General features: G+C 65.9%; 17 protein-coding genes. 7 read left to right on the top strand and 10 right to left on the bottom strand.

Going from position 1 to position 19923, the window contains the following annotated elements:
• The first annotated feature begins 526 nt into the window (after positions 1–526).
• Positions 527–1924 carry a sigma-54 dependent transcriptional regulator gene (locus VOM14_RS06710; RefSeq protein ID WP_327627942.1) on the top strand — a complete coding sequence of 466 codons (1398 nt, stop codon included), beginning with the start codon at positions 527–529 and terminating at the stop codon, positions 1922–1924.
• A 217-nt stretch (positions 1925–2141) separates the two neighbouring features.
• Entirely contained in the window at positions 2142–3113 is a 972-nt protein-coding gene (locus VOM14_RS06715; RefSeq protein WP_327627943.1) for a thymidylate synthase, read from the top strand.
• Positions 3114–3213: 100 nt separating this feature from the next.
• On the opposite strand, the gene VOM14_RS06720 is transcribed toward VOM14_RS06715, so the two are convergent.
• Positions 3214–5631 carry a DUF6600 domain-containing protein gene (locus tag VOM14_RS06720; RefSeq protein ID WP_327627944.1) on the bottom strand — a complete coding sequence of 806 codons (2418 nt, stop codon included), beginning with the start codon at positions 5629–5631 and terminating at the stop codon, positions 3214–3216.
• Between the two features lie 226 nt (positions 5632–5857).
• Positions 5858–6571: an ArsR/SmtB family transcription factor gene (locus VOM14_RS06725; RefSeq protein WP_327627945.1), complete on the bottom strand. Its 714-nt coding sequence runs from the start codon at positions 6569–6571 to the stop codon at positions 5858–5860.
• Positions 6572–6779: 208 nt separating this feature from the next.
• On the opposite strand from VOM14_RS06725, the gene VOM14_RS06730 reads away from it, so the two are divergent.
• Complete coding sequence (locus VOM14_RS06730; RefSeq protein ID WP_327627946.1) at positions 6780–6923, top strand: hypothetical protein; 144 nt, start codon at positions 6780–6782, stop codon at positions 6921–6923.
• A 131-nt stretch (positions 6924–7054) separates the two neighbouring features.
• Complete coding sequence (locus VOM14_RS06735; protein WP_327627947.1) at positions 7055–7561, top strand: acyl-CoA thioesterase; 507 nt, start codon at positions 7055–7057, stop codon at positions 7559–7561.
• Positions 7562–7617: 56 nt separating this feature from the next.
• Here VOM14_RS06735 and fumC read toward each other — a convergent pair whose 3' ends face one another.
• The 5 genes from fumC to VOM14_RS06760 form a co-directional block, all read right to left on the bottom strand.
• A complete protein-coding gene (gene fumC, locus VOM14_RS06740) occupies positions 7618–9018 on the bottom strand; it encodes a class II fumarate hydratase (RefSeq protein ID WP_327627948.1) in 1401 nt (466 codons plus the stop codon).
• 14 nt (positions 9019–9032) lie between these two features.
• On the bottom strand, positions 9033–10682 hold the full coding sequence (locus tag VOM14_RS06745; protein ID WP_442955519.1) for a phospholipase D family protein: 1650 nt from the start codon (positions 10680–10682) through the stop codon (positions 9033–9035).
• Between the two features lie 158 nt (positions 10683–10840).
• On the bottom strand, positions 10841–11800 hold the full coding sequence (gene panS, locus VOM14_RS06750; protein ID WP_327627949.1) for a ketopantoate/pantoate/pantothenate transporter PanS: 960 nt from the start codon (positions 11798–11800) through the stop codon (positions 10841–10843).
• A gap of 428 nt (positions 11801–12228) precedes the next feature.
• Positions 12229–13641 (bottom strand): MATE family efflux transporter, encoded by a 1413-nt coding sequence (locus tag VOM14_RS06755; RefSeq protein WP_327627950.1) that lies wholly within the window; start codon positions 13639–13641, stop codon positions 12229–12231.
• 272 nt (positions 13642–13913) lie between these two features.
• Positions 13914–14132 (bottom strand): RNA-binding S4 domain-containing protein, encoded by a 219-nt coding sequence (locus VOM14_RS06760; RefSeq protein WP_083086555.1) that lies wholly within the window; start codon positions 14130–14132, stop codon positions 13914–13916.
• 308 nt (positions 14133–14440) lie between these two features.
• Between VOM14_RS06760 and VOM14_RS06765 the strand changes: the two genes are divergently transcribed.
• The 3 genes from VOM14_RS06765 (at position 14441) to VOM14_RS06775 (ending at position 17704) form a co-directional block, all read left to right on the top strand.
• The gene (locus tag VOM14_RS06765) at positions 14441–14911 is read left to right on the top strand and encodes a hypothetical protein (RefSeq protein WP_327627951.1); all 471 of its coding nucleotides are present in this window, start codon (positions 14441–14443) and stop codon (positions 14909–14911) included.
• 149 nt (positions 14912–15060) lie between these two features.
• A complete protein-coding gene (locus tag VOM14_RS06770; protein WP_327627952.1) occupies positions 15061–15351 on the top strand; it encodes a hypothetical protein in 291 nt (96 codons plus the stop codon).
• A 166-nt stretch (positions 15352–15517) separates the two neighbouring features.
• Positions 15518–17704, top strand: coding sequence for an ATP-dependent helicase (locus VOM14_RS06775; protein ID WP_327627953.1), 2187 nt, complete (start codon positions 15518–15520; stop codon positions 17702–17704).
• 48 nt (positions 17705–17752) lie between these two features.
• Here VOM14_RS06775 and VOM14_RS06780 read toward each other — a convergent pair whose 3' ends face one another.
• The 3 genes from VOM14_RS06780 to VOM14_RS06790 all read right to left on the bottom strand — a co-directional run bounded on the left by VOM14_RS06780 (position 17753) and on the right by VOM14_RS06790 (position 19908).
• Positions 17753–18520, bottom strand: a complete 768-nt coding sequence (locus tag VOM14_RS06780) for a DUF4088 family protein (protein WP_327627954.1) — start codon at positions 18518–18520, stop codon at positions 17753–17755.
• Positions 18521–18901: 381 nt separating this feature from the next.
• Entirely contained in the window at positions 18902–19231 is a 330-nt protein-coding gene (locus VOM14_RS06785) for an AzlD domain-containing protein (protein WP_327627955.1), read from the bottom strand.
• A complete protein-coding gene (locus tag VOM14_RS06790) occupies positions 19228–19908 on the bottom strand; it encodes an AzlC family ABC transporter permease (RefSeq protein WP_330871826.1) in 681 nt (226 codons plus the stop codon). The genes VOM14_RS06785 and VOM14_RS06790 overlap by 4 nt, the downstream gene beginning before the upstream one ends.
• Positions 19909–19923 lie beyond the last annotated feature (15 nt).

Here is a 19923-nt window from a genome sequence, read left to right on the forward strand (position 1 = left end):
CGAGGTGCATGACAATTAGCGAAAGCCGTGCCATCGGGCGCAATCCATTGCTGCATCTCGTCGTTACTCGCGCATCGCGGAATCTGAATAAGGAAAGGCAATGAAAACGTTTCAGATTCGATACGGCAGGCAGAAAATACCTATTGCCCGTTAATTGCGGCGGTACGATCTACCTGGTTCCGCGGCTATGAGAAAAGCGTTTTCGGAATTTGCATATTCGTAAGCTGATTACTTATTGTTCGCCCGGTAAGCCTTACTGGGCAAGGGATTGCGGATTAAATTCGCATAATTGTTTTCCAAGCGGCGCGTGTATAGTAAGCTCTCGGAAAGAGCTTCAAATTTTAAAAAAGCCCGCTTACGGGCCGTCTCAAACACACACGCCGCTTTCTGGGGATCAGCTGTCCGCACGGAATGGAATGGCCGTTCGGTTTTTGCGATTCGCGAATCCCGAATGGGTCAGCGTGTCTGAATTCGGGTTCAGGTGCGTGCATCATCCTTAACGTTCGTTGACGAGAGGATCTGAATAATGGAACCCGCAACGCGGCAACTGATTTACGTTTCGCGCGAACCAAGCGCGGAACTGAATACCTGCTTCCACCAGCGCGGCTGGCACGTGGAAGTGGTGGGATCGGCGCGCGACGCGCGCCGGGCGGTCCGCGCCGGTTCGGCAGCGGGCGGCCTGCTCGATCTCTCCAGCCAGTTTCAGCCGCATGAAATCGCCGCTTTCGAATCGTGCCTGACCATGCCGAATGTCGGCTGGGTTGCCGCGACCATGCCCGGCCAACTTCAGGACGCGGCTTTGCGTCGTCTGGTACGCGATTATTGTTTCGATTATGTGACCGTGCCTTATTCCGGCGACCGGATCGTCGATTCCGTCGGTCACGCGTACGGCATGATTTCGCTCGGCGAACCCGCTTCGAACGACGCTTCGCAAGGCGCGGAAGGCGAGATGGTCGGCTCGTGCGACGCCATGCTCGCGCTGTTCCGCTCGATCCGCAAAGTCGCCATGACGGACGCGCCGGTCTTTATCTCGGGCGAATCGGGCACCGGCAAGGAGCTGACGGCGGTCGCGATTCACGAGCGATCGGCGCGGCGCAATGCGCCGTTCGTGCCCATCAACTGTGGTGCGATTCCGCCGCATCTGCTGCAGTCCGAGCTATTCGGCTACGAGCGCGGCGCCTTCACCGGCGCGAACCAGCGCAAGATCGGCCGGGTGGAAGCCGCCAACGGCGGCACGCTGTTCCTCGACGAAATCGGCGATCTGCCGCTCGAAAGCCAGGCGAGCCTGCTGCGCTTTCTCCAGGAGCGCAAGGTCGAACGGCTCGGCGGCCATAGCGCGATCGACGTCGACGTCCGGATCATTTCGGCCACGCACGTCGATATGACGGCCGCGATGATCGAAGGGCGTTTTCGCTCCGACCTCTATCACCGTCTGTGCGTGCTGCAAATCGACGAACCGCCGCTGCGCGCGCGCGGCAAGGACATCGAATTGCTCGCGCGTCACATGCTGGAACGTTTCAAAAAAGATGCGAGCCGGCGGCTGCGCGGCTTCGCGCCCGACGCCATCGCGGCGCTGCACAACTACGGCTGGCCGGGCAACGTGCGGGAGCTGATCAACCGTGTGCGGCGAGCCATTGTGATGTCCGAAGGGCGCGCGATCACGGCGCGCGATCTGGAGCTGGCCGAATACGTGGAAATCGTGCCGGTTTCGCTCGCGCAGGCGCGCGAAGCGGCCGAACGTCAGGCCATCGAGCTTGCGCTCCTGCGTCACCGTGGACGTCTCGGCGACGCCGCGCAGGAACTCGGCATCTCGCGCGTCACCTTGTACCGGCTGCTGTGCTCGCACGGCATGCGTCACATGGAAAGCGAGCCGCTCGCGTCGCCGACCGGCGGCGCGTTGCCGGCCTCCGTGCCGCACCTGTAAAGCGCGCGCAAGCGCGCGCATCGGCATCTCCAGTGCCGGTGCTGATCCGCATCTGGCGCGCCGTTCCCGGCGGCGCGCTTTCCGTACGCCGCCATTTCCCTTCAATGTCTCCGCGCACGCGCCGCCAGCCGGCCGCGGCCGCGCTTGGTAAAATCGGGTTTTCCGCTTAATTTCGTCGCGCACCGCGTGAGGCTGGCGCTTCGTCGAAGGAACCCGCATGAAACAATACCTGGACCTCGTCCGCACGATTCTCGACACAGGCACGTGGCAGGAGAACCGCACCGGCATTCGTACGATCAGCATGCCGGGCGCCATGTTGCGCTTCGATCTGCAGCAGGGCTTTCCGGCGGTCACGACGAAAAAGCTCGCCTTCAGGTCGGCGGTAGGCGAACTGGTCGGCTTTCTGCGCGCGTCGCGCAGCGCGGCGGATTTTCGCGATCTCGGCTGCAAGGTGTGGGACGCGAATGCCAATCAGAACCCGCAATGGCTGGCCAATCCGTATCGCACGGGTCCGGACGATCTCGGCGATGTCTACGGCGTGCAGTGGCGCCAGTGGCCGGCCTACAAGGTTCTGGACGCGCACGCGAGCGCGCAGCTCGACGACGCGGCGGCGCGCGGCTTTCGCGTGGTGACGGAATTCGAGGAAAACGGCAGCCGCAAGGTGCTGCTTTACAAGGCCATCGATCAATTGCGCCAGTGCCTCGACACGATCATGCAGAACCCGTCGGACCGGCGCATTCTGTTTCATGCCTGGAACCCGGCCGTGCTGGATCAGATTGCGCTGCCGGCTTGTCACCTGCTTTACCAGTTTCTGCCGAATGTCGCGCGTAAAGAGATTTCGCTGTGCCTGTACATTCGCAGTAACGACGTCGGCCTCGGGACGCCGTTCAATCTGACCGAGGGCGCGGCGTTGCTGCACCTGGTCGGACGCTTGACGGGCTACACGCCGCGCTGGTTCACCTACTTTATCGGCGACGCGCACATCTACGAAAACCAGCTCGACATGCTGAATCAGCAGCTCACGCGCGAGCCGTATGAAAGCCCGACTTTCGTCATGTCGGACCGCGTGCCGGACTACGCGAAAACCGGTGTGTATGAGCCGGAGTGGCTGGAGAAGATCGAGCCGTCGGATTTCTCGCTCGTGGGCTACCGGCATCACGAGCCGCTGACGGCGCCGATGGCGATCTGAGGCGTCCAGCAAAAGGCAAAACCCCCGCGATGGGAAATCGCGGGGGTTTTTGTTTATGCCGACCACCATCGGCGCTCGGCGCTCGGGAAGGGCGGCGTGCCTAGCCTCTGTGATGCTCGTCGTGGCCGCCGCCCGAATGCTGCTCGCCGCGCTGCGGTTGCGGTTGAGGCTGCGCATGCGGCTGTTGCGCCTGCGGTTGCGGGCGCGGCTCAGGACGCGGCTCGAAATGCGGCGCGGGCTGCGGATGAAAGTCCTGCCGCAGCGCCTGCTGGGCCTGCGGCTGCGGCTGCGGACGCGGCTCGGGGCGCGGCTGCGGATGAAACTCCTGCCGCGGCGCCTGCTGGGCCTGCGGCTGCGGACGCGGCTCCGACCGCGTCTGATACGCCCGATTCGCCTGCTGCTGGCTATAGTCCTGACGACCCAGTTGCGGCGCCTGACCTTCCACCGGGCGCGGCGGCTGCACTACTGCGGGCCGTGGCGCGCGCGACACATCACCGCCGCGCTGCGGACTCTGCTGGACCTGCTGCGCCTGCTGGGCCATCGGCATATGCGGCTGCGTCCAGGCGGGCTCGTGGCGCGCATTCATCGCGGCTTGCTGGCCTTGTGGCTGGCCAGGCTGCTGCGGCATCCCGTGTTGCTGCACGAAGCCTGCGCTGCCGCCATTGGCCTGCGGCGGACGCGGCACGCCATTCGACGCGTGGCCTGCCATCCCCGGCTGCGAAGGGCCATTGCCCCACACCTGCGGCATGCCGGGCCGCGCTTGAGGCTCGCCGCCGCGTCCCGGTCGATTCATCGCCTGTTGCGCGGGATTCGGCGCACCCGGAACCGGCGCGCCCGGCGCCGCTCCGGGTGGCCGCCCAGGAACATGCGATTGCACGATGCGCACGTTCTGCACAGGCAAGCCGCCCGCGCCGCCGGTTGCGCCCGCCCTATACGCCGGCACCGACGTCCGCACGATCGGCTGCCCCGCGCCGGGCACCCGTCCGCCGTGTTGCGCGAAACGCTGCGCGAGGCCGTCGCGGAAAGCGGGCGGCATCGACGGATTGCGGGTCGCCATGACCGGACGCGTCATCACGCTGGCCGGCGGCCGGTAATTCGTGTTGCGCTGACCGGGCCCGAAACTCTCGCGCACCGGCGCGATGCCCGGCGCGCCCGGGTTGATCCGCGCGTTGCGCCACTGCGCCGGATCGACCTTCTGCGCAAAGCGCCCGACAGGCTGCCCATGCACAAAAGCCGTCGCCGGCACCGCGGTCAGGGCCCGCGGCGCGCGGTAGTTGATGTACGTGTTATGGATGTTGGTGGCGTTATGGTTGTAGTTGTTGATCACCGTCGTCTGATTGACGCGCTCGTAGTAACGCGGGCTCCAGTGATCGCGATCGCCCCAGTGCGGATGCCACGGTTCGCCCGGACCGAGCGGGAACCACGCGACGCCCGCCGCGATCGCGCCGCCAATCGCGAGATTCACGCCCCAGTTCAGCCCGCCGCCGCCGCCGACGACGAAGGCCACCAGCGCGGGCGCGTAGACCGGCGGCGCGCTGACCACGATCGGGCCCGGCACCCACGCCCACGAGTCGTCCACATAAGCCCAGCGGCCATAGTGGTAAGGCGCGAAGCCCCAAGGCTCGTCGTCGACCCACGTCCACCCCCACGGCGCCTGCCATACCCAATGGCCGTCGTGGTAGGGTGCCCAGCCGACGGGCGTCGCGCGCGGCACCCACACTTCTCCGTATTGCGGGCTGCTGCGCCAGGTGCCATTGGCGTCGAGGTCCTCGTAACCCGGAATTTCGCGCGACACATATCGCGCCGACACCGAGCGGTCTTCCGCCGCGTCGCGGCTCGCGGCCCATTGGTCGAAGTCGTCGGGCCCCGGTGCGCCGTTGTCGGCGAGCGTTTGCAGGCTGGTGCCGGCGAAGCGCATCTGCTGGCCGGCCGCAATCGGCACCTGGCCGCCGTCGCCGTAAGCCGTCGCGTTGCCGCTGCGCACCGTGACCGTGGTGCTGCTGCCGTCCGGCGCGACGTCGACGCGGTAATCGCCGGGACCGTTCAGCCCGAGCGCGAGATTGGGGGTGTCGATTTCATACGACGACCCCGGCGAGAACTCCCGCACATGCGCCGACAAACTGCCCTGCGCGACCTTCAACTGGGCGCTGGTGTCGTCGAGATTGAGCAGATCGAGACTCGTGGATTGCCCGAGCCGCACCGCTGTCGAACCGATATGCAACTCGGAGCGCGCGTTCTGGTCGTTCCACAATTGGTCGCCGGTGGTGAGCGGCCGGTTGATTTGCGCGTACGACCAGTCGGCGGCGCCGGCGGGCTCCGTGGTCACGGTCCCGGCCATGTAGTTCAGACGCGCGACGCGCCCCGGCGGATCGGTATTCTGCGTGGCGGCGCTCTGCGGTGCGGGCACGGCTTGCTGCGCGAGCGCGGCTTGCGTCGCAAGGAGACAGGCTGCCGCGGCGATCAAGGTATAGCCGATGGTGCGACGTCTTGACGGTAGAGAGGGTGTCATGATTTTCATGATTCGTGCTCCGACGGACGCTGCACGTGCAGCATCCGTGAACCACTGTACCCGTACCGTTTGTTTCAGGGCGGCCAGTTTTGTAAGGCCTGATCGGCGGCGGTAACAAAAGGTCACGTCACGCCCGCGTCACGTCCACGTCGCGCTCGCGTTGCGCTCGCGTTGCGCTCACGTTGCGCTCACGGCGCTTTCCCATCACCCTCACGCCGCGCGGCATTCGCCGTGCTCACCCGGCGAGGAAGGCGTCGAAATGCCGGTGGCCCGTCGGCGTGATCCGCAGAATCCGCGGCCGCTCGGTTCGTTCGACCCAGCCGTGAGCCGTCCACGAATCGAGCAAGGCCGCGCCGAGCGCGCCGCCCAGGTGCGGGCGGCGCTCGCTCCAGTCCGGGCAGATACAGGCAAAGCGGCGTCGGCGGCTGCGCTGCGCGGACAGGTCGATGCCCCAGTCCGCGAAGCGGGCGGCGCCATCGGACGTGGCTTCCAGCGACGCCCCATGCAACGTCAACAGCCCGCGCGCGACGAGCCGCTCGAACACGCGCACCGACAACTCGCCGGCCATGTGGTCGTAGCAGGTGCGCGCGTAGCGCATGTCGGTCGGCACCGTGCGCACCGGGCGCAGCGAGGGACGCTGCGCCGCGCTGACTTGCGCGACGTTGGCGAGCGCTTCGATCGACGCCGCTATTTCCGCCGACGCAATGCGGAAATAGCGATGCCGGCCGCGCACTTCGAGCGCGAGCAGGCCGCCGTCGGTGAGGCGCGCGAGATGCGCGCTCGCCGCCGAGGGCGACAACCCCGCGATCATCGTCAATTCGCCGGCGGGGCGCGCGCTGCCGTCCATCAGCGCCCACAGCATGGCGGCGCGGCCGGGATCGGCGAGCAACGCGCCGATCCGGCTCAAGCCGGGAAAATGATTGTGTTCGTCCGCGAGAGGGGCGGGCATGGTGTGTCTCCCTTTTTGCCGGTCTTCATGCGCGGGCCGCGCGCGAAGTCAATCCAGTCACTGTACGTGGCCTTGTCATTCGATGTTTCAGCTTAACGTGAACGATGGATTGCCGCGGCTACGGAAACCCGCTGAGCAGGGCGTCCTTTCTGCGTGCGCTTCGGGCGCCAGGCTAGAATCGATGCCTGTCCTTGCAGGAAACGCAGTCATGAAAACAGTTCTGGCCGTGGTGGCCGCCATGGTGTTGCTCGGCGCCTGCGCGCAGGGCGGGGCGGGTTCTGCATCGGGCGCGGGCACCGGCAGCATCAGCATGTACGGCACGATCGACGAAGGCATCACCTTTCACAAATAAGCGCGCCCCCGCAGCGTCGCCGCATTCAGAAAAAGCCATTGCGCGCCGCCATGCCCGATAGATGGCGACGCCGTCAATATTGCGCTCGTATAATCGCCTCCTTTCAATGCATTCGATTGACCGGAGTCAAGATGAGCACCCAACCCTCAGCGCCGCTGGACCGTTCCGAAACCACCTTCCGCTTTCTCGCCGAACCGACTTCGGTCAACTTCGGCGGCAAGGTGCACGGCGGCGCGCTGATGAAGTGGATCGACGAAACCGCGTACGCGTGCGCGGCCATATGGTCGGGGCGCTATTGCGTGACGGTCAGCGTCGGCAATATCCGTTTCCGTCGTCCGATTCTGGTCGGCAATCTGGTGGAATTGCGCGCGCGTGTCGTGGCGACGGGCCGCACCAGCATGCACATTCACGTCTCGGTGCAGGCGGGCGATCCGAAAGGCGGCGAACTGCTGCAAACCACGGATTGTCTGGTCGTGATGGTCGCGGTCAACGAGAACGGGCACCCGGTTCAGGTGCCGTCGTTCGTGCCGGAAACCGACGAGCAGAAACGCCTCGCGAAATACGCGATGGACGTGAAGGACGCGCTCGACGCGATCGTCGAACTGAAGCCGGAAGAGGTAGCGCAAGGCAAGGTCTGAGCAACTGGGCGAATGAGCAACTCAGCAACTCAGCAACGCTTGCCCGCGTCCGCCCGTCACGGCGTCGAATGTCCGACCATATCGCCCGGCCGCACCCATTCGTCGAACTGCTGCTCGGTGACGTGGCCGAGCGCGAGCGCCGCGGCCTTCAGCGTGGTGCCTTCCTTGTGCGCCTTCTTCGCGATCTGCGCGGCCTTGTCGTAGCCGATGTGCGGATTGAGCGCCGTGACGAGCATCAGCGATTCGTTGAGCAGCGTGTCGATCCGCTCGCGGTTCGGCTCGATGCCGACCGCGCAGTTCTCGTTGAAACTGAGCGCGCCGTCGGTGAGAAGACGAATGGATTGCAGCACGTTGTGCGCGATCATCGGCCGGAATACGTTCAGCTCGAAATTGCCGCTCGCGCCGCCGATGTTCACCGCCACGTCGTTGCCGAATACTTGCGAGCACAGCATCGTCAAGGCTTCGGACTGCGTGGGATTGACCTTGCCCGGCATGATCGAGCTGCCCGGTTCGTTCTCCGGAATCGACAGTTCGCCGAGGCCGCAGCGCGGGCCACTCGCCAGCCAGCGAATGTCGTTGGCAATCTTGTTCAGGCTCGCGGCCACTGTCTTGAGCGCGCCGTGCGCGAACACCAGCGCGTCGGCCGCGGCCATCACTTCGAATTTGTTGCGCGCCGACACGAACGGCACGCCGGTCAGCTTGCCGATCGCGGCCGCGACCTTGTCCGCGAACTGGGGATGCGCGTTCAGCCCGGTGCCGACCGCCGTGCCGCCTTGGGCGAGCTCGTACAGATGCGGCAGCGTCGATTCGACATGGCGAATGCCCTGATCGAGTTGCGCGACGTAACCCGAAAACTCCTGGCCGAGCGTGAGCGGCGTGGCATCCTGCAAGTGCGTGCGGCCAATCTTGACCACGCCGACGAACGCCTTCGCCTTGCTGTCGAGCGTGTCGCGCAGCGTCTTCAATGCGGGCACGAGATGCTTGACGACGCCGTACGCGGCGGCCACGTGCATGGCGGTCGGAAACACGTCGTTTGACGACTGGCCGCGATTCACGTCGTCGTTCGGATGCACTTTGCGCGCTTCGCCGCGCTCGCCGCCCAGCAGCTCGCTCGCGCGATTGGCGATCACCTCGTTCAGGTTCATGTTGGTCTGCGTGCCGGAGCCGGTTTGCCAGACCGCGAGCGGAAATTCATCCGGGTGCTTGCCGTCGATGATCTCGTCGGCCGCCTGCATGATCGCGCGGGCCTTGCTTTCGTCCAGCACGCCGAGGCCGAGATTCACTTCGGCGGCGGCGCGCTTGATCACGGCGAGCGCGGTGATCAGTTCGGGCGACTGCTTCTCGGTGGAAATGCGGAAATTCTGCAGCGAGCGCTGCGTTTGCGCGCCCCACAGACGCGCGTTCGGCACAGCGATTTCACCGAACGTGTCGCGCTCCATACGTACGTCTTCAGTCATGGTTCAGCTCCGCTCTAAAGTTGTCCGTTGACAGGCAATAGTGAGAATAGCCCCGTTAGCACATTCCGGTATAACCCCGCCTGCGGGTCGAAAATATAGCGGCGAGGCGCGCCGTCCTCGACATCGCTCCACACGAGCGGCGACAGCGGCGCGCCGACGGAATGCAGATAGGCGAGCTGCGCGCGATCCGCGAGCGTCACGCGATAACTTTCCTGCGGCCCGACGGCGCGCTCGAAGATGTCCGCGACCTGCGCGGCGAGCGGCGGACTGTGAATCACGAGCGCGAGTTCGGTATTCAGATGCGCCGAGCGCGGATCGAGGTTCATCGAACCGATCACGAGAATCCGCCGGTCGATCACGTAAGCCTTCGCATGCAGACTCGCGCGCGAGCGCGACCCCGCGACGCCCGCCGGCGGCGTCTCCTGGCGCGGCTTGAATTCATACAACTCGACGCCCTGTTGCAGAAGCGGCACCCGAAACGGACTGTAGCCCGCCTGCACGGCCACGGCGTCGGTGGCGGCGAGCGAGTTCGTCAGGATCGCGACGCGCACGCCGCGGTGCGTGAGTTCGCCGAGCGCCTTCACGCCCGCCTCGTGGGGAACGAAGTAGGGCGACACGATCAGGAAATCCTTGCGCGCGTCCTTCATCAGCTCGCCTAAGCGCTGCATGGGCGGACTCACGTAATCCGGCGACGGATGCTCGATTTTCTCCGGCGCGTCCACCTTGAATTCGGCATGCGCCCACGTGAGGCCCAGTTGTTCGCCGGCGATCTGCGCGGCGAGCGGCGTCGCGTTCAGCGGTTTCGCGTTGTACGGATCGGCGTTGGTGCGCCAGTGCTGGCGCAGGTCGTCGCGCGTCTGGTCGAGTTCCTTCGCGTCGAACTTCTGCTTGTTCAGCACGCGCAGCGGATAGGCGATGCTGCTGTTCCAGTAATCGTCGAAGCTCGCGGAGACATCGGCGGTGATCGGGCCGGCGGCCAGCACGTCGATGTCGCGGAACTGTAGGACCTCGCTCGCGCTGAAGTATTCGTCGCCGAGATTGCGGCCGCCGACAATCGCCAGCTGGTTGTCCGCGATCATCGCCTTGTTGTGCATGCGGCGCGTGAAGTGGCCAATCTGCGTGAACACATTCGTGGTGCGCTCGAACATGCCTTCACGCGCGCTGCCGAACGGATTGAACACGCGAATCTCGATGTTCTTGTGCGAATTCAGGCCCGCCATGATCCGGTCGATGTCCTTGAAGTTCAGGTCGTCGACCAGCATGCGCACGCGCACGCCGTGATCCGCCGCATACAGCGCGGCGGCCAGCAGCAGCTTGCCGGTGGTGTCCTCGTTGGCGATGTAGTACTGCATGTCGAGCGTTTTCGTCGCCGCGCGGGCGAGCGCGATGCGCATCTGCAAGGCGTCGGTGCCGTTCGGCAAAACACGAAAGCCGGATTCGTCCGGATGCGCGGCTTCGAGCGGCAAGAGGGCCGCGCGCAGCGGCGTGTTGTCCGTGGCGGGCAGTGCGTGAGTGACCTGGCGGTCGAACCCCGGGGCGGGCGGTCTGTTTGCGCAGGCAGTCAGAAATGCCGATGCGCAACACAGCAGGAAGAAATGTCTCGCGGAGTCGATCGCGCGTTTGCGCCGCGTTGCGCTCTGCTGATGAGATCGTTGCCAGTGCACGCTTTTCCCCTTGTTGTTCGGACTTTTCTGGCGGCAGCGGATACGTTCGCATGCGTTGCCGGGAAATCCATTCTAAGGGGAATCGGGCCACTGGGCGCGCGGCGGCAATCGCCGCGGCGCGTGGGCCCTGTCAGGTTATTGGATGCAGTGGAAAACCGTCAGACGCGCTCGGCGTTCAGCGCGCGCTGGCTCTCGGAATGCGTGGAGCCTTTTGCCGGACGGCCGGCCCAGAATCCCGCGAGGATCGACCCCGACAGGTTGTGCCAGACCGAGAACAGGGCGCCCGGCAAGGCGGCGATCGGCGTGAAATACAGCTTGCCGAGCGTCGCGGCGAGCCCGGAGTTCTGCATGCCGACTTCGATGGCGAGCGTGCGGCACACGGCTTCGTCGAAACCGAGCAGACGGCCGCCCCAATAGCCGCCTAGCAGGCCGATGCCGTTATGCAGCACCACGCCGAGCATCACGACGAGACCGACCGACGCAATGCTCTTCTGCGTGCCGCCCACCACCGCGCCGATGATCAGCACAATCGCGACCATCGAAACCAGCGGCAGCACAGGCTCGATCTTGCGCACGATCCTGCCGAACAGATGATTCACCACCAGGCCCACCACAATGGGCAGCGCGACGATTTGCAGGATGCTCATCAGCATGCCGTGGACGTCGACGACGATCGACGCGTCCACGTAAAGACGCGTGAGCAGCGGCGTCGCGAACACGCCGACGAGCGTGGACAGCGCGCTGATCGTCACCGACAGCGCGACGTCACCGCGTGCCAGATAGATCATCACGTTCGACGCCGTGCCGCTTGCCACGCTGCCGACCAGCACCATGCCGGCGGTCAGGTCGGGCGGCATGCGCAGCGCCTTCGCGATCGCCCAGGCAGCGAGCGGCATCACGAGGTAATGCAGCACGATGCCGGCGATCACCGGCGCGGGGCGCGTGAAGACGCGCTGAAAGTCGGCGGCGGAGAGCGTCACGCCCATCGCCAGCATGATGATGGTGAGGAGCGTCGTGACGTGCGGCGCGACGCCGGCAAACGAAGCCGGCGAAAAGTAGGCGGCAACCGAAATGAGCACGGCCCAAAGCGGGAAAAGACGGGTGATGCGGGCAAGCATGAGGCGAGGTCCTTGATTGTGTTTTATGGCGAGAAGCGTGGGTCCGGTCTGCGGCAAGCGTGTCCCGGCAGCGGTCGGCGACGACAGGTTGCGAAGGCCTACGAAGCGGCGGCGCGCCAGATGGCGGCGGGCGTCCGGAGGAACTCGCGCGTTCGTCGCGGGATGGCTGCGGCGACGTATACAGCTACGTCGCAACAGTAGGGCGGGCTTTGAGCGGATAGCGGGCCTGCCGGAGGCGCGGTCCTTTGTGAGGCGCGCGAGCGGAGCTTCGGCGGACGGAGGCGGGTTCGCGCGGCCCGGCCGAAGAAGTGCCTATTTTAGCGTCGCTGTGAATTGCCTGCTCGCGCGAGTGGTTGCACGCGCAACCAGTGGCGCGGGCGTGATCGTGCAGGTGGAAAACGGCCGGCCAGCCGGCGCGTTGCCGCGCTTCAAACCGACGCGGCAGGCGGCGCGTCCGCTGAGGCAGGCACGCGCCGCAGGCTCAGTTTGTGAAAGCGCAGCGTCATGAGCAGCGCAACGCTCGCGAGGCCGGCCGCGAGTCCCCACCACAAACCGCGCGCGCCGAGCCCGAGATGGAACGCGAGCGTATAGCCGGTCGGAAAACCGATCACCCAATAGCCGAATGCGGCGGCCATCATGGGAATGCGGGTGTCTTTCAGGCCGCGCAGGCAACCGGAACCGACCGTCTGCATGCCGTCGACGATCTGAAAAATCGCGGCCACGCCGAGCAGCGAACTGGCGAGCGACACGGTGGCCGCGTTCGCCGGGTCGTCCAGATGCAGATACAGACCGACGATCCAGTGAGGCGCCGCGATCAGCACAATGCCCGACAGCGTCATGAAGCCCACGCCGAGCGCGAGCGCGACGAAACCCGCGTGGCGCGCGGCGAGGGGCTGGCCCGCGCCGGACCAGAAGCCGACTCGCACATTGGCCGCCTGGCCGATCGCGAGCGGCACCATGAACGCCACCGACGCCACGTTCAGCGCGATCTGGTGCGCGGCCAGTTGCGACTCGCCGAGCAGGCCGACCATCAGGCCGGTCGCGAGAAAGAGCGTGGACTCGACGCCATAGGTGATCGCCACCGGCCAGCCGATGCCGAACAGCTCGCCCATCAACGGCACATTGGGGCGAGTCGCGACGACGAAGTGGCGATAGCGCGGCCGCAGATGCAGCAGGGCCATCAGCACGAGCGCCGTGAGCCAGACCGTGATCGAGGTGGCGGCCGCCGAGCCGAGGAAGCCGAGCCGCGGCAAACCCCATGCGCCGTGAATCAGCCCGTAGTTCAGAAAACCGTTCACGCCGACGCTCACGAGCGACACCCACAAAAGCCGCCGCGCCGCGCCGATCGCGGGCAGGAACGAGCGCATCAGACCCACGCCGATCAGGCTGCCCATCGCGCCCCAGCGCAGCACAGCCGCGTATTCGCCGACGTTGCGCGCGAGCAGCGCGGGTTCGCCGAACGCCAGCAGGATCGGCGTGGCGAACGACAGCAACGCGAACGCCGGCACCGACAGCAGCACCGAGAGCACGAGGCCTGTCCAGTAGATATGCGGCACGCGGCTTTCGTCCTGCGCGCCGCGCGCATGCGAGACGCTCACGCTGACGGACGTCAGCACGCCCTGAAGCAGCGTCACGACGACGAAGAACAGATTGGCGCCGAGTCCGCCCGCCGCGAGCGCGTCGGGGCCGAGCGAGCCGAGCAGGATGGTGTCGGTGACGCCCATCGCCATTTGCGACAGTTGCGCGATGGCGAGCGGCGCGGCGAGCCGCGCGGTGTCGGCGGCGTGGCGGGATAAAGTCGGCGGACGGGTGGCCACCCGGGAGAAGCCGGATCGAGTCATAAAGCGCGTGCGTGTTGGCGAATGGCGACAGCATGAGGGCCGGCGCGGGCCGTACGCCGGGCGGTCGGCCGCTCAGTGGGCCGCACTTCGGCCGCACTTCGGCCGAAGGTTCAGCGGACCGTCAGCCGTGCGGGAAGCCGGCCGTGTCAGCCATCAGGTTGGTCAGGTGAGACTGACAGCTTATTGTGTGGCCGCCGCAATGTCGATGGAAGAAGCACGTTTCTGGTGCGCGCTCATGCTGCGGATTCTCGTGGGCCGCCGGGCGTCGCGCGTCAGGCTTCGTGGACGGCAATCCGCGTATCGCCGAGCAGCACGACCTGGCCCGCGCGGATCTTGCACGTCTTGCGGGTTTCGACGCGGCCGTCCACCGTGACCGCGCCCTCCGCGACCATCATTTTTGCTGAGCCGCCGCTATCCGCGAGTCCCGTTATTTTCAGCAGATTGTGCAGTTCGACGTAGTCGCCGGTCAGCGTGAAATCGAGGTTGGGCATGGGGTTTGCACCTTCAGACAAAGGGTTCGCATCATAAGCCACAAGCTTGCGCTGAAGAAGCTGCGTTGTCTCGCCCGCGTCCCTGGCGAAGGCGTCGCAAGCAAATGCAAGCAGATGTTATGCGCTTGTCAGAAAGTGAAACGTCGCGTAACACCGGTCGCCACGCCGGGACTTCACTCGTAAAGTGCCTCTTAGCAGGAAAGCTTGCCGGATCTTGTCCGGCTGTGAGCAGACCGGGCAGGCGTGCGGCGTCGCCGCAGCGCGATGCCACGCGGCCCCTGCACAACAACTCTTGGGAGGAACTTGCCATGACCCAGATTCGTACGCTTCTGATCGGTACCGCCATGACCGCCTTTGCCGCCACGGCCGCCATGGCGCAGACCACGCAGCCGGTTCAGCCCGTGGCTCCGGCCGCCGGCGTGAACACGCAGGCCCAGGTCCAGACGCAGGTTCAGACGCCAAGCGCCGCCGAGGTCGCGCCGGCCGCGCAAGGCGTGACGCCGGCGCCGAGCCGCCTGACGGCTTCGGGTTCCATCGACCCGCTGGTGCAAAAGCGTGACGCCAATGCGAAGGCCAACGCGGAGTATCGCGAGTCGAAGAAGGCGTCGAAGGCCGAACTCAAGCAGCAGCAGAAGGCCGCCAAGGCCGACTACAAGCAGCAGGTGCGCGACGCGAGCATCAACAAGAAGGCGGACAAGCAGGCCGCCGACAACGAAATGAAGATGAACATGCAAGGCCAGGCGGGGGTGCAGACCCAAAGCGGCGAAGTCAACCATTAAGCCGCATGCGAGTCCGGGCGCGTAATGCCTGGACTCGCCTGGACTCGCCTGGACTCACCCGGATTTGCCCGGATTCACCCAGGCATCGCAGCGCCGGTCCGATGTGATTTGACCATTTGATCTTTTGACATCAGGGAGGGAGGTATTGCATGAGCATCACTCAACCCACGAAGTCGATCCAGTCCAGAAAGTCCGCTGCCGGGCGGCTTTGCGCGGCGCTGATCGCGGGTTGCCTGTCGTCGGTTGCGTTCGCGCAGGCCAGCGCGCCGGCTGCGGCGCCGGTCACGCACGCCGACAAGAAGGCGTCGAAGGAGCAGGTCAAGGCGGACAAGAAAGCCGCCGTGGCGCAAGCCAGGGCCGACAAGCAAAAAACCGAGGCTCAGGCCGACGCCGACAAGGCCAGTGCCGAAGCGAACTTGAAGGACGCGAAGAAACAGTAAGCGTCTTTTCGCCGGCGAATGACCGCAATGGCCCGTGTGCGCGATGCCCACGGGCCATTTTTCCGCCTGGGCGACGAGCCGGCCGGCACGGGGCTCGCCGCGCCATGCGCCGATAGCGATGCCCGCGCCGGTCCACGAAAATGGGGCGCTTGTGCGCCGGGGTTGTATGGATATACAGTATGCGTCGCCGTGTCCTGTCCATTCAACGCCTCGAATAACCACTGTGCTTTCCGTCGCCGAATCCCCGCCGCCGTCCGACGCCGCCGCCTGGCTCGCGAAGCTGAACGACGCCCAGCGCGAGGCCGTCGAATTCGGCGCCGACACGCCTCACGTGCCGCCCGGCGCGCTGCTCGTGATCGCGGGCGCGGGCTCCGGCAAGACCAACACGCTCGCGCACCGCGTCGCCAACCTGGTGGTGAAGGGCGCGGACCCGCGCCGGATTCTGCTGCTCACGTTTTCGCGCCGCGCGGCGCTGGAAATGACCCGCCGCGTCACGCGCATCGCCACGGCGGCGCTCGGCACGCGTGCCGCGCTGGCACAAGGGCTCACATGGTCGGGCACCTTCCATGGCGTCGGCGCGCGGCTGTTGCGCGAATATGCGGAGTTGATCGGCCTCGCGCCCGCCTTCACGATCAACGACCGCGAAGATTCCGCCGACCTGATGAATCTGGTGCGCCACGAACTCGGCTTGTCGGCGAAAGAGCGGCGCTTTCCGGCCAAGGGCACCTGTTTCGCGATTTACTCGCGCGTGGTGAACACCGGCGCGTCGCTGGGTCAGGTGCTGGAAAGCGCGTTTCCGTGGTGCCGCGAATGGGAGGCCGATCTGCGCATGCTGTTCGCCGCGTACGTCGACGCCAAGCAGAAGCAGAGTGTGCTCGATTACGACGACCTGCTGCTTTACTGGTCGCACATGGCCGCGGAGCCGGCTATCGCGGCCGATCTGTCCGCGCGCTTCGATCACGTGCTGGTCGACGAGTATCAGGACACCAATCGCCTGCAGGCGTCGATCCTGCTCGCGCTCAAGCCGGACGGCCGCGGCCTGACCGTGGTCGGCGACGACGCGCAGTCCATTTATTCGTTTCGCGGCGCGACCGTGCGCAATATTCTCGACTTTCCCGCGCAATTCGATCCGCCGGCCACCCGCGTGACGCTGGAGCGCAATTACCGCTCGACCGAGCCGATTCTGGCGGCGTCGAACGCGGTGATCGAACTGGCGAGCGAGCGCTACACCAAGAACTTGTGGACCGACAAGGCGTCGGCGCAGCGGCCGCGTCTCGTGACCGTCGCCGACGAAGCCGATCAGGCGCGCTACGTCGTCGAACAGGTGCTGGAGGCGCGCGAGCAGGGCATGAAGCTGAAGTCGCAGGCCGTGCTGTTTCGCGCCGCCCATCACAGCGCCGCGCTCGAAATCGAACTCACGCGGCGCAACATTCCGTTCGTGAAGTTTGGCGGCCTGAAGTTTCTCGATTCGGTGCACGTGAAAGACGTGCTCGCGGTGCTGCGCTGGGCCGAGAATCCGCGCGACCGGGTCGCCGGTTTTCGCGTGGTGCAGTTGCTGCCCGGCGTGGGTCCGGCCACCGCCGCGAAGGTGCTGGACGAGATCGTGGCCCACGCGGGCGCGGGCAATCCCGCCGACACGGCGGGCGGCGCGCTCGCCGCGTTTGCGCCGCCGCCGCGCGCGCAAGAGGACTGGCATCCGTTCGTCAAGCTGATGTCGAGCGTGTATGGCCGGCAGACACCGTGGCCCGCCGAATTCGAAATGGTGCGGCGCTGGTACGAGCCACACCTCGCCCGCCATCACGAGGACGCCGCGATCCGTCACGCCGACGTACTGCAAATGGAAAGCATCGCGGGCACTTATGCTTCGCGTGAGCGCTTTCTGACCGAACTCACGCTCGATCCGCCCGACGCCACCAGCGACGAATCCGGCGTGCCGCTCCTCGACGAGGATTATCTGATCCTGTCCACCATCCATTCGGCGAAAGGGCAGGAATGGCGCAACGTGTTCGTGCTGAATGGCGTCGACGGCTGCATTCCGTCGGATCTCGGCACGGGCAGCGAGGATGAAATCGACGAGGAGCGGCGCCTGCTCTACGTGGCCATGACGCGCGCGAAGGAAGACCTGCATATCGTCGTGCCGCAGCGTTTTTACGTGCACAACCAGACGCATATGGGCGACCGTCACGTGTGGGCGTCGCGCACGCGCTTCATTCCCGCGCATCTGATGCCCTTGTTCGACGCCTATGCGTGGCCGCGCGTGCCCGTGCCGAGCGCGCCGACGGCGGCGGGGCTCGCGGCGGCGGCGCAGGCGAAAATCGAAATCGGCGCGCGGCTCAGAAAGATGTGGGATTGAGCGCGCCGCGACCATGACGACGCGCCCGCAGGCGCATCGCTGAGTGCTTCAGCGCGACTGCCGCTGCTGCTGTTGCGGCACCGGACGCGGCGGCACAAAGAAGTTGCGCAGCCATGCCGCCATGCGCGAGAACACGTCGTACGGCTCTTCCACGAAAAGTTCCGGTTTCAGCAGGCGCAGATATTCCATGATCTGCTGCGCTTCCTGCTTCTGGAACGAACCGTGGGAAATGCCGAGGCGCAAGAGTCCGCGCAGTTCGCCGAGCTTCTCGCGCGCGATGCTGCCCACGTTCGTTTCGCACGCTACCTTCGCCTCGTACACGCGTTGACGCAGCGATTCGACCAGCCGCCATGCCGGCGTCTGCATGATTTCTTCCAGCGCCTGAATGTCTTGCGCCGCGCTTTTGATTTGCGCCGCGAGCGGATCGACCAGAACGGCGTCGCCTTCCGCTTCCTTGACGATCGCCGCCGCCCAGTCACGGCATTGCTTGGCCAGTTCTTCCGGCGTCCATTCCGAGCGGGCCGCGAAGCCGAAGCCGAACTCGCCCGCCTGCCGCATCAGAATCGCGACGACGTCCGGGAATTCCTTGTCCAGCGTGCGTTTTGCCCATGCATACTGGCCGCCCTGCAACATCCGCTGAACCGCGTGTTCGGTCAGCGGCACCATGTTGTCGAGCAGCTTGGCGCGTAAAAAGTCCTCGAAAGACGGTGTCGCGAACTGCGGATCGAGCTTCAGCGAAACGCGCAGAAAAGCGTCGAAATCCTTGCGCAGTGTCGCAATGGTCTCGTCCTTGAGCGTGAGGGTGATCTGACCCATGTGATATCCCGTTTGGTCCTGCCGCGCGGCCTCGTCGGTTCTCCGGTCGCAAGCGGACCCGGGAAGTTTCGACGCCTGATGGCTGCGCGTTTGATTCCTGCCTGCCGCGTCATTGGCGGGACGTATCCCGATGAGCGGACCTCGACTGCATATCGGCGGATCGACGGGAAACTTAAGCGGTTTCTGAGTCGGGACGCGGGCGCGCGAGAGCGGCGCCGCGCCCGGCTGGCCGGGAGACGCGTCGGGCGCGCCTCGCCCAGGCGGATGCTCGCGGGCTGGCGCGGCGTAGCGGGTGAGTGGGCCGTGAGTGGCCGTGAGTGGGCCCTTACGTGACGGCTGCCGGATGCTGGTTTGAGTCAGTGTGAGCTGTCCGTGTGAGCCCTATCTCAGCACCACGCATTGCCACACAAAAAACACCACGAGGCCGACGGCGATGGTCAGTAGCGGCCGCCGCGTCAGCGCGCTGACCACCACGGCGGCGAGCGCGCCGACCAGTTGCGGATTACGCCACGTCAGTTCGGCGCCGGCGTCGGCGCCGTGCGGGGAGACGGCCATCGGCACGATGATTGCCGTCAGGACCGTGACCGGCACGAAGCCGAGGGCCGTGCGCACGAGCGGCGGAAACACCAGCCGGTCGCCGAGCACGAAGACGGCGGCGCGGATCACCCACGTGATGAGCGCCATGCCGAGAATCAGGACGACGTAGTTCATCGCGAGCCCTCCGCGTGTTGGCGGGCACGCCGCAAGCGCAGGCCGGACGTGGAAAGCAGCACGCCGACCGCGACGCCCGCGAACACCGCGCCGAGCAAGCCCAGTTTGTACGGCCACGCTTGCCAGAAAAAGGCCAGCGCGCCCGCCGTGACGGCCGCCGCGATATAGCGCAAGGCCACGAGTTGGGGGACCACGATGGCGATGAAGGTGGCGACCATCGCGAAATCCAGTCCTAGCGACTGCAGCCCCGGAAACGCGGCGCCGAACAGCAGGCCGGCGAGCGTCCACAACTGCCAGTTCAGATACATGGCGAGCCCGGCGCCGAAGAAGTAGTGCGGGCCGACGGTGCCCGGCTCCCGGTTGCGGTAGTGCTCCCAGGCTACCGCGAACACTTCGTCGGTCAGCAGCGCGCCGAGCGCCCAGCGCCAGCGGGCGGGCAGATGTGCGACGTGCGGCGCGAGCGTCGCGCTATACAGAACGTGACGCAAATTGACGACGAGCGTCGTGGCCCAGATCACGGCGAAACTCGCGTGACCGGCAATCAGCCCAAGCGCGATGAACTGCGCCGAGCCGGCGAACACGACGAGCGACATCAACTGGCCATGCCACAAGTGCAGCGGGCCCGACGCGACGAGCGTCCCGAAAATGACGCCGAAAGGCGCTGCGCCGACCATCATCGGGATGATGTCGCG

Origin of the sequence: Paraburkholderia sp. MPAMCS5, from assembly GCF_036016995.1 — a bacterium.
In the GTDB taxonomy this organism is placed as follows: domain Bacteria; phylum Pseudomonadota; class Gammaproteobacteria; order Burkholderiales; family Burkholderiaceae; genus Paraburkholderia.